Origin of the sequence: Sinisalibacter aestuarii, from assembly GCF_027923545.1 — a bacterium.
Classification (GTDB): Bacteria; Pseudomonadota; Alphaproteobacteria; order Rhodobacterales; family Rhodobacteraceae; genus Sinisalibacter; species Sinisalibacter aestuarii.
In genome coordinates, this window is the sequence record NZ_BROH01000006.1 from 131,322 (window position 1) to 145,562 (window position 14,241).

A 14,241-nucleotide genomic window follows, 5' to 3' on the forward strand; every position below is an offset into this window, starting at 1 on the left:
GGGGCCGGCACCCCGATTTCCGCTGGCCCGGCGCGGGCGGTCACGGTCCGACCGACCGTTCCAGCGCCGGGTAGCGCGTGCCCAGACTGATCCCGCGCGCCACGAAGGACACGATCAGCGCCGCCCAGAGCCCGTGGTTGCCGATCAGCGGCACCAGCACGAGGAGCGCCACCAGATAGATCAGCGCCGAGAGCACCATCATGTTGCGCATATCGCGGGTGGCGGTGGCGCCGATAAAGATGCCGTCGAGCATCCAAGCCGCCCAGCCCATCACCGGCGCGGCAGCCATCCATGGCAGGTAGATGCGGGCCTCCGCCTGCACCTCGGGGGCTTTCGCCATCACGTCGATGATCCAGCCGCCAAGCAACCAGAAGGCGACCGAAAAGGCCATCGCGGTGTATAGCCCCCACAGGCTCGTCACATAGGCGGCGCGGCGCAGCGTGGCCCGGTCGCGCGCGCCCAGCGCCTGGCCGACAAGGCTTTCGGCCCCGAAGGCGAAGCCATCCATCCCGTAGGCGGTGATGAACAGGAATTGCAGCAGCACCTGGTTGGCCGCAAGCGTCACATCGCCGAAATCCGCGCCGAAGAACATGAAGCTCACGAAGATCGCTTCAAGCAGCAGGCTGCGGATCAGGATATCGCTGTTCACCTTCATCATCCGCACCAGCGTGATCCGGTGAAACACCCGCGCCCAATCCTTCCAGGCCGGGCTGCGGAAGGCCGCGCGGCAGAACCACAGGCCCAGCGCGAAGCCCGACCATTCGGCGATGAAGGTGGCGATGGCCACACCCTCGACACCCCAGCCGAAGCCGAGCACGAAGATCAGATCGAGCACGATGTTCGCCGCGTTCATCACGAATTGCACGCCGAACAGCGCCCGGGTGCGCTCCTGCGCGATGAGCCAGCCCATCACGCCATAAAGCGCGATCATGGCGGGGGCCGACCAGATGCGGATCGCCATGTAGCTGCGCGCGAGGCTTTCCACCTCGTCGGTCGCGGGCGAGATCCGGAAGGCGGCCCAGAACAGCGGGGCTTGCAGCAGGATGAAGGCGACGCCTGCGGCGAGGCCGATCAGCAGCGACCGGGTGAGCAGCGCCGCCACCTCGCCAGTGTCGCCCGCGCCCCTGGCCTGCGCCGTCAGGCCCGCCGTGCCCATCCGCAGAAAGCCGAAGATCCAGTAGATCGAGGTGAGGATGATCGCGCCGATCCCCACCGCGCCGATCGGGGCCGCCTCGCCGAGCTGGCCGACCACCCCGGTATCGACGGCGCCGAGCACCGGCACGGTCACGTTGGACAACACCACCGGCACGGCGATGTGCAAGACGCGGGAATGGGTGATGCCAGCCGGGCCGGGGCGGCCGGCAAGATCACTCATCGCGGGCGGGCATCAGGAAATGCCCGGTCGCGGCGGCGAAGGGCTTGTCGCGGTTGTCCTGCCATGCCTCGACCTGCACGCTGGCATAACGCCGCCCCGAGCGGACGACGCGGGCGCGGGCATAGGCATCGCGCGGCAGGCCGGTGCGCAGATAGTCGACGGTGATGTCGATGGTCTTTGGCATACGCGGCAAGGTTTCCGGCGTCAGCGCTTCCGGGTCGATCCGCTTCGACTCGATCTCCTCCCAGAGCATCGACCAGGCCAGTTGAATGGCCGCCGTGCCTTCGAGAAAGGCCGCCGTGGCGCCGCCGTGGATTGCGGGCAGCATCGGATTGCCGATGAGGGTCTCGGCAAAGGGCAAGGTGGCGGTCAGCTCGTCGCCCTTGCGCTCGAAGACGATCCCCAGCCAGTTGAGATAGGGCACGCCGCTCACCAGTTTGGCCAGCGCCGTATCGCGCCGCTGCTTGATCACCTGCACGGATTCCGGCTGCTTCATGACGTGGCCTCCGAACTGCGCCGCATCTCGCCGCCCGAGCCGTTGGTAAAGGCCCCTGCGGCGGTGGCGATGGGCGTTTCGCTGTCGTCGTCATAGGCAATCGCCCGCACGAAGGCGACGGTCCGGGTGACGTGGTAGCAGGTGGCGCGCGCGGTGATCCGCTGGCCCGGCGTGGCAGGCCGCATATAGTCGATCCTGAGATCGAGCGTGGCCGTCTCGTCCAGCGTCTGGATCGCGCCCACCACCGCCGCGCCCGAGCAGGTGTCCATCAAGGCCGAGATCGCGCCGCCATGGATCACCCCGGTGCGCAGATCGCCGATGAACCGCTTGTCATAGGGCATCGAGATCACCGCCACCCCGTGGCCGATTTCCTCAAGCTGCATCCCGAGTTCGCTCGAATGCGGAATCCGGGCGATGAACTGGCTGGCGATACGGGCCTTGATGTCGGCGGCGTCACTGGGCACGGGCGGCTCCTTGCGTCATTTCGCCCGATTTATTCGCCCTTGCGGCCACGGGGGCAACCCTTAAGTGTTGCTTCCGACGACGGACAAGGTGCGATGCATCCATCCAGCCCGATCAACATTCTGGCCGACCGGCCGCCCTGGCCGCGGCTGCGCCCGCGCCGGCTTGCCGTGCTTTTGCTGCTGATCGTTCTGGCCTTCTGGCCCGGCGATCTGGGCAGGCTCACCCGCGATATGATCGGCGGCGCGTTCTTCGGCGTCTCGGTTTTCGTCGCGCTGACGCTCTTCATCTTCTACGCCATCGAGGAATGGTTCGGCATGAACGTGGCCCGGGCGCTGAACCGCGCCGGGCGCGCGCAGGTGCCCGTCGCCGCGCTTCTGGGCATGTTGCCCGGCTGCGGCGGCGCGGTGATGGTCGTGGCCGCCTATTCCGCCGGGCGGATCGGCTTCGGCGCCGTGGTCGCCACGCTCACCGCCACGATGGGCGACGGGGCCTTCCTGCTCATCGCCACCCGGCCACAGGCCGCCCTCGTGGTGCTGCCGGTTTCCTTTGCCGCCGGGATCGCGGCGGGCTGGATCGTCGACCGCCTGCACCACAAGGATTTCCGCGATCCCGGCGGGCTTGCCTGCGAGATCAGCCCGCGCATCGGCAAGATCCGCGCGATCGACTGGCTGTTTCTCGCCTTCGCCCTGCCGGGGCTGGCGATCGGCGCGGCGGGCTTGGCCAATCTCGACATCACCGATATCGCCGGCATCCCCAGCCAGTGGCTCGGCCTCGCCGGCGCGTTCACCGTTCTCGCGATCTGGGCCAGCTCGCCGCTTGACGGGATCACCAACCCGACCGACCCGGCAATCACCCGGATGAGCGAGGAGACCGGGCTGATCACCGTCTGGGTGATCGCCGCCTACCTCGCCTATGACTACGCCGCCGCCTTCCTCGGCCTCGACGTTCAGGCGCTGTTTGCCGCCGTCGCCCCGCTGCTGCCGCTCATCGCCGTGCTGATCGGGTTCATCCCCGGCTGCGGTCCGCAGGTGCTGGTGGCGACGATGTATATCTCCGGCGCCATTCCCTTCGCCGCCCTGATCGGCAATGCGATTTCCAACGACGGCGATGCGCTCTTCCCGGCCATCGCGCTCAACCCGCGCGCGGCGCTGGTGGCCACGATATATTCGGCCCTCCCGGCGCTGGTGGTGGCCTATGCCTTCTATTTTCTGGCGCCCGGCTTCATGAACTAGCCCACCCCTGGCGGTGGACAGGCTGAGACCGCACGGATACCTTGACCCAAAGGCAAGCAGCGGCGCCGGGGAATGGCAGAAGAAAGGCTCAGCTTCAAGGAAATGTGCGCGCGGTTCGAGGTGACACCGCGCACGTTGCGCTATTACGAGTATATCGAATTGCTCGCCCCCGAGCGCGAGGGCCGGTCGCGCTTCTACTCCCCCCGCGACATCGCCCGGATGACCCTCATCATGCGCGCGCGCCGCTTCGGCTTCTCGCTCGAAGAGGTGCGGCAATGGCTGCTGCTGCGCGACGAGGAAGGCGACGAGGCGCAGATGCGCGCCCTGGTGGACGCCGCCGGGCGGCAGCTCGCCAGGCTCGACCAACAGATCGCCGATCTGCAGGGCGCGCGCGACGATCTCGCGGCGCTGCGCGACGAGGTGGCGGGCTCGCTCTGAGCGCCGCTCCGCTCAGCCCGTCGACCAGGCCCGGGGCTGACGCATTCCGGCAATCCTGATCGCCTGTTTCACATAGCCATAGGGAAAGAGCGCAAACAGCTCCTCGCGCCCCGCCTGCTTGCCCCGCGCGCCGCCCAGATATTTCATGGCAAACCGCGCATCGGGCATCACCCCGTGATCGGCTTCCTGCTCCCTGATCCAGCGAATGAGCGCCCAGTGGCGCGGGCTGAGTTCAATGCCCTCCTCGCGCGCCACGTAGTCGGCAAAGCTCTCGGTCCAGGCTTCGGGATCGGCCAGATAGCCGTGGCCGTCCACCGTGAAGCTTTCGCCGGTCAGCAAGGTCAGCGTGACCGGCGTTTCCGCAACCGCGCGCATGGTGTCACCTCAGCTAATCCATCCACTCGAAGGGCCGGGTGAACTCGCCGAGCACATGGTTGACCGCATCATAGTCGACCTCGCCGGTCGCCTCCAGGCGCGCCACAAGGCCGAGCTTTTTCGATTCCACCACTTCCGCCACGCGGGCATTCATTCCCGCCTGTTCGAGCGCGGCGTTGTAGACGCGGGCAATCGCCTCCTTGCGCAGCTCGGGCTTGAACACCTTGCCCACCGCCGTTTTGGGCAATTCTCTGACGATGGCGATGTGTTTGGGGATCGCGGCGCGCTCGTGGATCTTCTCCTTGGCATAGGCCATGAGCTCTTCCTCGGTCACCGTCGCGCCATCGACAAGCTCGACATAGGCGCAGGGCAATTCGCCGGAAAAGCTGTCGGGCTGGCCGATAGCCCCGGCAAAGGCCACCGCCGGGTGCCCCGCCAGCGCCTCTTCGATCTCGGCGGGGTCGATATTGTGGCCTCCCCGGATGATCAGGTCTTTCGCCCGGCCGGTGATCCACAGATAGCCATCCTCGTCGATCCGGCCCAGATCGCCGGTGCGCAGGAAGCGGTTGCCGGCGAAAAGCCCCTGGTTCTTGGCCTCCTCGGTATAGGTATGCCCGAGATAGACGCCGGGATTGGCGACGCAGATCTCGCCCACCTCGTCCACGCCGCATTCCTTCAGGATCACGCCGTCGCCATCGGCCTGCAGGATCTTCACATCCGTATAGGGGAAGGGCACGCCGACCGAGCCGATCTTCTTGTTGCCCTCGCCGATCGGGTTGCAGGAGACGAGGCAGGTGGCCTCGGTCAGCCCGTAGCCCTCCACCAGCGTCACGCCGGTGGCCTTCTCGAAGCGGTTGAACAATTCCACCGGCAGCGGCGCCGAGCCGGAAAAGGCGATCTTGAGCGACGACACATCGGCATCCACCGGGCGCTGCATCAGCGCCGCGATGGCGGTGGGCACGGTGATGATGAAGCTCACCTTCCAGCGTTCCACCAGCTTCCAGAAATTGTCGAACACCCCATCGCCGCGATAGCCTGCCGGGGTGGGGAAGACCACATGCGCCCCTGCCGTCAGCACCGCCATGAAGACGACATGGACGGCAAAGACGTGAAACAGCGGCAGCGGGCAGATCAGCGTATCGTCGGGATCGAACAGCAGGTTGGCCCCGAGCCAGCCGTTATAGACGATGCCCGAATAGGTGTGCTGCGCCACCTTCGGCATTCCGGTGGTGCCGCCGGTGTGGAAATAGGCCGCCACCCGGTCGCCCTCGCTGTCGGCGAATTGCAAGGTGGTCGGCTGGCTGGCGACGGCCGCGTTGAAATCCTGCACCTTCGCCTTGTGGGTCGCGTGCACCTTGGGCCGGATCAGCGGCACGATCAGGTTTTTGGGGAAGGTGAGGTAGCGGTTGAGATCGACCTCCAGCACATGCGCCACATCCGGCGCCAGCGCCACGGCCTCGTGGGCCTTCTGCGCCACATCGGTCTTGGGGAAGCCCTTGAGCGTCACCACCACCTTCGCGCCGGTCTCGCGCAGGATGGCGCCGATCTGGTCGGCGTCGAGCAAAGGGTTGATCGGGTTCACGATCCCCGCGACCATGCCGCCGAGCAGCGCCACCAGCGTTTCGTTGGCATTGGGCAGGATGTAGGCAACAACATCCTGTTCCCCGACGCCGAGACTGCGAAACAGGTTCGCCGCCTGCACGCTCTTGTCATGCAGCGCCCGCCAGCTCAGCGTTTCGGCCTTGTCTTTCGGCCCCGAGAGGATCTGGAACGATACCGCCGGCGCGCCGCCCTGGGCATCCGCCGTTTTTTTCAGAAGCTGATAAATGGTCGCCGGGTTCTGGCGCTCTTCCCATGTCTTCTCAGACTGGATGCGGTCACGGTCGCCCGCTTCCAGATAGGAATATCTCGGCATCTCTCCTCCCCTCCGGCATTTGCTGTCTTGCCGTTTGGAAAAAGATGGTTGGTTTCGGGCCGGGCCGCAAGCCTGACGTGACGGTTACTCCGCCGCCAGGCCCTCGGTGAACTGCAGCCGCGCGAGCCGGGCATAGAGCCCGCCCTCGGCCACCAGATCGTCATGGCTGCCCTGCGCCACGATCCGGCCATCCTCGAAGACGACGATCCGGTCGGCCTTCTTCACCGTCGCAAGGCGGTGGGCGATGATGATCGTGGTCCGGTCGCGCGCCATTTCGTCAACCGCATGCTGCACGGCACGTTCGCTTTCGGCGTCGAGCGCGCTGGTCGCCTCGTCGAGCAGCAGGATGGGCGCATCGCGCAGGATCGCCCGGGCGATGGCGATGCGCTGTTTCTGCCCACCCGACAGCATCACCCCGCGTTCGCCCACGAAGGTCTCGTAGCCATCGGGGAGCTTCGTCAGGAAATCATGCGCCGCCGCGGCTTTCGCGGCGGCCTCCACCTCGGCATCGGTCGCGTCGAGCCGGCCGAAGCGGATGTTTTCGCGCGCCGTGGTCGCGAAGATCACCGCATCCTGCGGCACCAGCGCGATCTGGCGGCGGAAATCGGCGCGCGCCATCTCGCGCAGGTCGATCCCGTCGACCTTCACCGCCCCCTGATTGGGATCGTAGAACCGCTGCAGAAGCTGAATGATCGTGGACTTGCCCGCGCCGGACGGGCCAACCAGCGCGACCGTTTCGCCGGGCCGCACATGCAGGTTGACCTCATCGAGGGCCAGATGCTCGGGCCGCGCCGGATAGCGGAAGGTGACGTTGTCGAACAGGATTTCACCGGCGATCGCTTCGGGCGTGGGCCGGGGCTGCGCCGGATCCTTCACCGAATCCTGCGCCGTCAGCAATTCGACAAGCCGTTCGGTGGCGCCGGCGGCGCGCTGCAATTCCGACCAGATCTCCGACAGCGCGCCCACCGCCCCCGCCGTCATCATCGCGTAGATCACGAACTGCACCAGCGCGCCGATGGTCATCCGCTCGGCGGTCACGTCGCGCATCCCCACCCAGAGCACACCGACAACCCCCGAGAAAATCAACGTGATAACGATCACCGTCATCAGGGCGCGGGTGCCGATCCGCTTTTCCGCCGAGCGGAAGCTCTCTTCCGTCAACTCATGGAACTCGTCGCGCGATGGCTCTTCATGCGTAAAGGCCTGCACCGTCTGGACGCTCAGAAGCGCCTCGGAGGCATTGCCGGAGGATTTGGCGATCCAGTCCTGGTTTTCGCGCCCGAGCACCCGCAACCGGCGCCCGAGCACGATGATCGGGATAATCACGGCGGGCACGATCAGCAGCACCAGCCCGGTGAGCTTAGCCGATGTGGCAAGCAGCATCGCCAGCCCCCCGACCAGGATCAGAAGGTTGCGCAGCGCCACGGAAACGGAGGAGCCGAGCACCGAAAGGATCAGCGTGGTGTCGGTGGTGATGCGGCTGAGCACCTCCCCGGTCATGATCCGCTCGAAAAAGGCGGGCGACAGGCCGATCACACGGGCGAAAACCGCCTCGCGGATATCCGCGACCACACGTTCGCCGAGCCGGGTGACGAGGTAGTAGCGCAGGCCGGTGCCGAAGGCGAGCAGCACCGCGACGCCGAGCGCGGCGAGGAAATACTGATCGAGCATCATCACCGCCTGGTCGGCAAAGCCGTCGACCACGCGGCGCACCGCGATCGGCATGACGAGCGAGATCGCGGCGGTGAACACGAGCGCAACCAGTGCCGCGGACAGCAGGCCGCGATAGGGGCGCAGGAACGGCCACAGCTCGCTCAGCGCGCCGATGCGCCTGGACTTTTCGCGATCCTCGGTGTTGGCGTCCCCCCGTGGCGGCATGGCGCGCTCCTTCGTGTTTGCGGATCAGATAGACCCGGCACGCGGTGAGAACAAGGTTTCGCCCCGCCCCGCGCGCGGCAGGCGACGTCCGGTCATCCCCGCCCGCGGCTGCGCTGAAGCAGCCAGTAAAGCCCCATGCCCGCCGAGGCGAGGATAAGCATCCCCGCCACCGAGATCAGGGCGAATTGCACAACCGGCATCGGCGCGATCCCGGCGGTTTCGGCCACATCGAGCATCGTTCCATACTGCCACCAGGCCGTCGACAGGCCGGCCAGCACGGCGGCGATCCACTGGCGCAGCCAGGTTCTGGTCACGAAGGACAGCGCGAACCAGACCAGCACCGCGATGGAGAGCGGAACGACGCCAAGCTCGATCATCCGTCGTCACCCGGCAGGATGCGCACCGCGCCCCGGGCCGCGGACGAGGCGAGCATCGCATAGGCCCTGAGCGCGGTCGAGACCTGCCGCTGGCGCTGCTCGGCGGGCAGCCAGGGCAGCGGCCCCTTGGCGGCGCGGCGTTTTTCAAGCTCGGCCTCGCTCACCGCGAGGTTGATGGTGCGACCGGGAATGTCGATCTCGATCGTGTCGCCGGTTTCGACCAGCCCGATCAGCCCGCCCTCCGCCGCTTCCGGCGAAACATGGCCGATGGAGAGGCCCGACGTGCCGCCGGAGAAGCGCCCGTCGGTCAGCAAGGCGCAGGCTTTGCCGAGGCCCTTCGACTTGAGATAGGAGGTCGGGTAGAGCATTTCCTGCATCCCCGGCCCGCCTTGCGGCCCCTCGTAGCGGATCACCACGACCTCGCCCGCTTCCACCTTGCCGCTCAGAATGCCGGAAACGGCGCTGTCCTGGCTCTCGAACACTTTGGCCGAGCCGGTGAATTTGAGGATCGACTCGTCCACCCCCGCCGATTTCACGATGCAGCCATCGAGCGCGATATTGCCGTAGAGCACGGCCAGCCCGCCATCCTTCGAGAAGGCGTTCCCGGCCGAGCGGATCACGCCCGCCTCACGGTCGCGGTCGAGCGATTTGTAGCGGTTCTGCGTCGAGAAGGCCTGGGTGGTGCGCACACCGCCCGGCGCGGCGCAGTAGAAGGTTTCCACCGCCGGATCGTTGGCCGTCATCACGTCCCACTTGGCGATGGCCTCGCCCATCGTGGCGCTGTGCACCGTGCGCGCATCGGCATGGATCAGCCCGGCGCGGTTCATCTCGCCGAGGATGGCCATGATCCCGCCGGCGCGGTGCACGTCTTCCATATGGACCGATTGCAGCGCCGGGGCGACCTTGCAGAGCACCGGCACCTTGCGGCTGAGCCGGTCGATATCTTCCATCGTGAAATTCACCTTGCCCTCATAGGCGATGGCCAGCAGGTGCAGCACGGTATTGGTCGAGCCGCCCATGGCGATATCGAGGCTCATCGCGTTTTCGAAGGCGTCGAAGGTGGCGATGTCGCGCGGGAGCATCCCCGGTTTTTCGTCTTCGTAATGCGCCTTGGTGATCTCGACGATCTTGCGCCCCGCTTCGAGAAACAGCGCCTTGCGGTCGGCATGGGTGGCGAGCATCGAGCCATTGCCCGGCAGCGCCAGCCCCAGCGCTTCGGCGAGGCAGTTCATCGAGTTGGCGGTGAACATCCCCGAACACGAGCCGCAGGTGGGGCAGGCCGCCTTTTCGATCTCAAGCACCTGTTCGTCGCTGTAGCTGTCATCCGCCGCCACGACCATCGCGTCGACCAGATCGAGATCGTGGTCGATGATGTCGGGGCTGATCTTGCCCGCCTCCATCGGCCCGCCGGAAACGAAGATGACGGGGATGTTGAGCCGCATCGCCGCCATCATCATGCCCGGCGTGATCTTGTCGCAGTTGGAGATGCAGACCATCGCGTCGGCGGCATGGCCGTTGACCATGTATTCCACCGAATCCGCGATCACCTCGCGCGAGGGCAGCGAATAGAGCATGCCGTCATGGCCCATGGCGATGCCGTCGTCGATGGCGATGGTGTTGAACTCCTTCGCCACCCCGCCCGCTTTCTCGATCTCGCGCGCCACGAGCTGGCCCATGTCTTTCAGATGCACGTGGCCGGGCACGAACTGGGTGAAGCTGTTGACCACCGCGATGATCGGTTTGCCGAAATCCTCATCGGTCATGCCGGTGGCGCGCCAGAGGCCACGGGCGCCGGCCATGTTGCGGCCATGGGTGGAGGTGCGGGAACGGTAATGGGGCATGGGTCTCTCCTCGCTGTCGCAGGGTGTCTATCGCAGGGCGGGGGCACGGGCAATTTCGAATTGCTTTTGCAATCCGACCGGAGCGGGGGCGCTGCCCCCGCACCCCCGGGATATTTTTGCAAGATGAAAGGGGTCAGGCAGGGCCGAGCACGGCGACCGCCTCCCAGGGGGCGAGGTCGATGGCGCCGGCGAGGCTGGCGCGCGGCGCCAGATTGGTCACGAGGCAGGCGCCGGTGACCGCGCCTTCGGGCGGCAGGGCGAAGCCAAGGGCCTCGCCCGAGAGATTTGCCACCATGGTCAGGCGCTGGCCCTCATGCTCGCGCGCATAGGCCCAGACGGCCGGGTGATCTTCGGCGAGCGGCACGAAGCGGCCATGGGTGATGATGGGGCGGGCTTTGCGCAGGGCCACCAGGTGGCGGTAATGGGCGAAGATGCCGTCCGGGTCGGCGCGGTCGGCGGCGGCGTTGATCGCGGGGTAATTCGGGTTCACCGCAAGCCAGGGCGTACCCGTGGTGAAGCCGGCATGGGCCGAGGCATCCCACTGCATCGGGGTGCGGGCATTGTCGCGCCCGTTGGCATTGGCGCCGGCGAGGAACGCGGCTTCGCTGAGGCCCCTCGCGCGCATGTCGGGCCATTGCCCGTGCACCTCGACATCGTCGAACGCGTCAAGCCTGTCGAAGCGGGTATTGGTCATGCCGATCTCTTCGCCCTGGTAGATATAGGGCGTGCCTTTCATCAGGTGCAGCACCGTCGCCAATGCCTTGGCCGAGCGCACCCGCCATTCGCCGTCATCACCGTATTTCGAGACCGCGCGGGGCAGATCGTGGTTCGACCAGAACAGGCTGTTCCAGCCCTCCTCCGCCAGCGCCGATTGCCAGGCATTGAACACGCGCTTCAGCGCCACGAGATCGGGTTTGCGATCGGTCCACTTGCCAAAGACCGGGTCCCACCCGGCCGTAACGTGCGAAAACTGAAAGACCATCGACAGCGCGCCGCCCTGCCCGCAATAGCGCAGCGCGTTCTCCGGACTGGCCGACCACGCCTCGCCCACCGTCACCACATCGCGCCCGTCCAGCACCTCGCGCTGCATCTCGGCGAGGTGGTCGAACAAGCTCGGCCCGTCGGCGGTGATGCCGCGGTCCGGATCCTTGCCGATGAGGTCGATCACGTCCATGCGAAAGCCCGCGATACCTTTGTCGAACCACCAGTTCATCATCTCCCAGACCGCCGCGCGCAGGGCCGGATTGGCCCAGTTGAGATCGGGTTGCTTGCGGTCGAAGAGGTGGAAGTAATACTGGCCGGTCGCCTCGTCGAAGCTCCAGGCCGGGCCGCCGAAATAGCTCGCGAGATCGTTGGGCGGGCCGCCATCGGGGCCGGGATCGCGCCAGATATAGAAGTCGCGCATCGGATTGTCGCGGCTCTCGCGGGCGGCGCGGAACCAGGCGTGCTCATCGGAGGAATGGTTGACCACGAGGTCCATCACGATGCCGATCCCGCGCGCCTTTGCCTCGGCCAGCAGGCGGTCGAACCCGACCATGGTGCCGAATTCGGGCGCGATGGCGCGGTAATCGGAGATGTCGTAGCCGTTATCGGCCATCGGCGAGCAATAGACCGGCGAGAGCCAGATGAAGCCGATACCCAGATCGGCGAGGTGATCGAGCTTCGAGACGATCCCGGCGATGTCGCCCACCCCGTCGCCATCCGCATCGGCGAAGGACCGGGGGTAGATCTGGTAGGCCACTGAGGTTTTCCACCACGGGTCGTGCATTTTCGCCTCCATCCGCTCACGAGATCGCGTTAGCGCAAACGAAAGCGCCATGCTACCCTGATCCGACGAAAACCCGGAGGCGCGCATGACCATCACCACGATTCTCGTCGGCACCACGAAAGGGGCCTTTCTGCTCACCGGCACCGACCGCGACGGCTGGCAGGTTTCCGGCCCGCATTGCGATGGCTGGCCGATCAACCACCTTGCCAGCGATCCGCAGACGGGAGCGCTCTGGGCGGGCGGCGGCAATGACTGGACCGGCTCGGGCATCTGGCGCTCGACGGATGGCGGCGAGAGCTGGGCACTTGCCAAGCTTTCCAACGGCAAGTTCGACGAGTGGCTTGCGAACGACCCGGACTTTGCCGAAGAGATCGGCATGGAACCGGACCCGGCGGCGCCTTATACCGGCACGGTGGAGGCGATCTGGTCGCTCAAATATGCCCACGGCACGCTCTATGCCGGCGGCAAGCCCGCACAGCTTTTTACCAGCCGCGACGGCGGCAAGAGCTTCGATCTGGTCGAAAGCCTCGCCGCCTTTCCTGAGCGCGAGAGCTGGCAGCCCGGCGCGGCGGGCCTGACCCTGCACACGATCGTGCCGTCGCCCGACGATCCGAAGCGGATGTGGCTCGCCATTTCCGCCGCCGGGGTCTTCGCCACCGAAGATGGCGGCGAAACCTGGGAGCGGCGCAACCGCCGCGCCAATGCCGAAAGCGCCGGGGCGCATATCCATGCCGATGGCAGCAAGCACGAGCCGGGCGCCGATACCGGGCTGTGCGTGCACAACATGGTCCGCGCGCCGGGCGGCGGCGATACGCTCTACCAGCAAAACCACCATGGCGTGTATCGCAGCCCCGATGGCGGGCGCAGCTGGATGGAAATCACCGAGGGCCTGCCCTCGACCTTCGGCTTCCCCATTGCCGTGCATCCGCGCGACCCGGAGATGGTCTGGACCTTGCCGCTCAACGGCGACATGCTGGGCCGCTTTCCGCCAGATGCCTCGGCTGCGGTGTGGAAATCCACCGATGGCGGCGCGACATGGGCGGCGAAACAGGCGGGGCTGCCAGCGGAGAACTGCTATTTCACCGTGCTGCGCCAGGCGATGACCAGTGACACGCAGGAGCCCGCAGGCGTCTATTTCGGCACCAATTCCGGCTCGGTCTTCGTCAGCCGCGACGAGGGCGAAAGCTGGGACGAGGCCGCGAAGCACCTGCCCACGGTGCTCTGTGTCGAGGTGATGGAGCGGACCTAGCCCGCCAGCATATCGAGGATCGACGCCTCGATCTCGCCCGCGCAATAGAGCGGGCCACGGTCCTTCCAGGCGGCGATCACCCCGGCCACGCCCGGCCCGGCGGCAATCCGGTCGGCCAGCCCTTCGATGGCGGGGGCGTGCTCATGGAGCAGCGGGCGCAGGCCCGGCAGCCGGTCCACCATCGTGTGCCAGAGGGCCGCGAGCACGAGATCAGCGAGCCCCGGCGCCTCGGTGCCAAGGGCAAAGCCCGCCTCCGCCGTCAGCCCGTGGTCGCGCCCGATCCGCTCGTGGATCTGCATCCAGCGCGGCAGGCGCGCGCCGGCAAAGGTGGCCCAGGCCGCGCGATCCCACATCTGCGCCCCATGCCAGCGGGTGATCTCGGTGAGCACATCCATCGCATCGAGCACGATGCGCAGGGTCTCGTCTTCGTCGGCGACGAGCCGGTGCTTACGCCCCAGATACATCAGGATCGCAGGCAACTGGCTGAGCCGGCGTCCGGCCTCGTGATCAACCAGAAGCGGCGGCGCCATGAATGGATAGGCCTGATCTGCCACCGCCTCGTTCTTCAGCGAAACCACGGCATCGAAGCCCGGCTCGTCCCAGCGTGCGCCGGCATGGGCGAGCACATAGCGCACGAAATGGCCGCGAAACGGGATCGGCCAGTAATAGAGCGTGTAATCGGTCATGAGCGCCTCCCGGTCATGCCACAGGGTAGCGCAGGCCGGAGGCCACCCCAAGCGCGGCGTGACGCGGCGGAAATCAGGTTCTTATGCGGTGGACAAGCGCGGCCTTGTGTGATGCCCAATGGCCGGGGGGGCGCAGCGCGGAAGGG

Annotated in this window: 13 protein-coding genes; 3 read left to right on the forward strand and 10 right to left on the reverse strand. The window is 66.6% G+C overall.

Annotated elements, in window-relative coordinates:
• Positions 1-40: 40 nt before the first annotated feature.
• Genes QMG28_RS11515 through QMG28_RS11525 form a run of 3 tightly spaced genes read right to left on the reverse strand, consistent with a single transcriptional unit; the run spans position 41 to position 2,335 of the window.
• Complete coding sequence (locus QMG28_RS11515; RefSeq protein WP_281842449.1) at positions 41-1,375, reverse strand: MATE family efflux transporter; 1,335 nt, start codon at positions 1,373-1,375, stop codon at positions 41-43.
• Positions 1,368-1,871, reverse strand: a complete 504-nt coding sequence (locus tag QMG28_RS11520) for a PaaI family thioesterase (RefSeq protein ID WP_281842450.1) — start codon at positions 1,869-1,871, stop codon at positions 1,368-1,370. The genes QMG28_RS11515 and QMG28_RS11520 overlap by 8 nt, the downstream gene beginning before the upstream one ends.
• Positions 1,868-2,335, reverse strand: coding sequence for a PaaI family thioesterase (locus QMG28_RS11525; RefSeq protein ID WP_281842451.1), 468 nt, complete (start codon positions 2,333-2,335; stop codon positions 1,868-1,870). The genes QMG28_RS11520 and QMG28_RS11525 overlap by 4 nt, the downstream gene beginning before the upstream one ends.
• A gap of 93 nt (positions 2,336-2,428) precedes the next feature.
• On the opposite strand from QMG28_RS11525, the gene QMG28_RS11530 reads away from it, so the two are divergent.
• Together QMG28_RS11530 and QMG28_RS11535 are read left to right on the forward strand one after the other, a co-directional pair.
• The gene (locus tag QMG28_RS11530; protein WP_281842452.1) at positions 2,429-3,568 is read left to right on the forward strand and encodes a putative manganese transporter; all 1,140 of its coding nucleotides are present in this window, start codon (positions 2,429-2,431) and stop codon (positions 3,566-3,568) included.
• Positions 3,569-3,640: 72 nt separating this feature from the next.
• Positions 3,641-4,006 carry a MerR family transcriptional regulator gene (locus QMG28_RS11535; RefSeq protein ID WP_281842453.1) on the forward strand — a complete coding sequence of 122 codons (366 nt, stop codon included), beginning with the start codon at positions 3,641-3,643 and terminating at the stop codon, positions 4,004-4,006.
• Between the two features lie 12 nt (positions 4,007-4,018).
• Here the strand turns inward: QMG28_RS11535 and QMG28_RS11540 are convergent, their stop codons facing one another.
• The 6 genes from QMG28_RS11540 to QMG28_RS11565 all read right to left on the reverse strand — a co-directional run bounded on the left by QMG28_RS11540 (position 4,019) and on the right by QMG28_RS11565 (position 12,160).
• Complete coding sequence (locus QMG28_RS11540; protein ID WP_281842454.1) at positions 4,019-4,381, reverse strand: TusE/DsrC/DsvC family sulfur relay protein; 363 nt, start codon at positions 4,379-4,381, stop codon at positions 4,019-4,021.
• Positions 4,382-4,394: 13 nt separating this feature from the next.
• Complete coding sequence (locus QMG28_RS11545) at positions 4,395-6,296, reverse strand: acyl-CoA synthetase (protein ID WP_281842455.1); 1,902 nt, start codon at positions 6,294-6,296, stop codon at positions 4,395-4,397.
• Positions 6,297-6,380: 84 nt separating this feature from the next.
• On the reverse strand, positions 6,381-8,174 hold the full coding sequence (locus QMG28_RS11550; protein ID WP_281842456.1) for an ABC transporter transmembrane domain-containing protein: 1,794 nt from the start codon (positions 8,172-8,174) through the stop codon (positions 6,381-6,383).
• A 92-nt stretch (positions 8,175-8,266) separates the two neighbouring features.
• A complete protein-coding gene (locus tag QMG28_RS11555) occupies positions 8,267-8,551 on the reverse strand; it encodes a hypothetical protein (RefSeq protein ID WP_281842457.1) in 285 nt (94 codons plus the stop codon).
• Positions 8,548-10,392, reverse strand: a complete 1,845-nt coding sequence (ilvD, locus tag QMG28_RS11560; protein WP_281842458.1) for a dihydroxy-acid dehydratase — start codon at positions 10,390-10,392, stop codon at positions 8,548-8,550. Before ilvD ends, QMG28_RS11555 begins: the two co-directional genes overlap by 4 nt.
• Before the next feature lie 133 nt (positions 10,393-10,525).
• Positions 10,526-12,160: an alpha-glucosidase gene (locus QMG28_RS11565; protein ID WP_281842459.1), complete on the reverse strand. Its 1,635-nt coding sequence runs from the start codon at positions 12,158-12,160 to the stop codon at positions 10,526-10,528.
• Between the two features lie 85 nt (positions 12,161-12,245).
• Between QMG28_RS11565 and QMG28_RS11570 the strand changes: the two genes are divergently transcribed.
• A complete protein-coding gene (locus QMG28_RS11570; protein ID WP_281842460.1) occupies positions 12,246-13,409 on the forward strand; it encodes a sialidase family protein in 1,164 nt (387 codons plus the stop codon).
• On the opposite strand, the gene gst is transcribed toward QMG28_RS11570, so the two are convergent.
• Positions 13,406-14,095 carry a glutathione transferase, Atu5508 family gene (gene gst, locus QMG28_RS11575; RefSeq protein ID WP_281842461.1) on the reverse strand — a complete coding sequence of 230 codons (690 nt, stop codon included), beginning with the start codon at positions 14,093-14,095 and terminating at the stop codon, positions 13,406-13,408. The genes QMG28_RS11570 and gst overlap by 4 nt on opposite strands.
• Between the last annotated feature and the right edge of the window lie 146 nt (positions 14,096-14,241).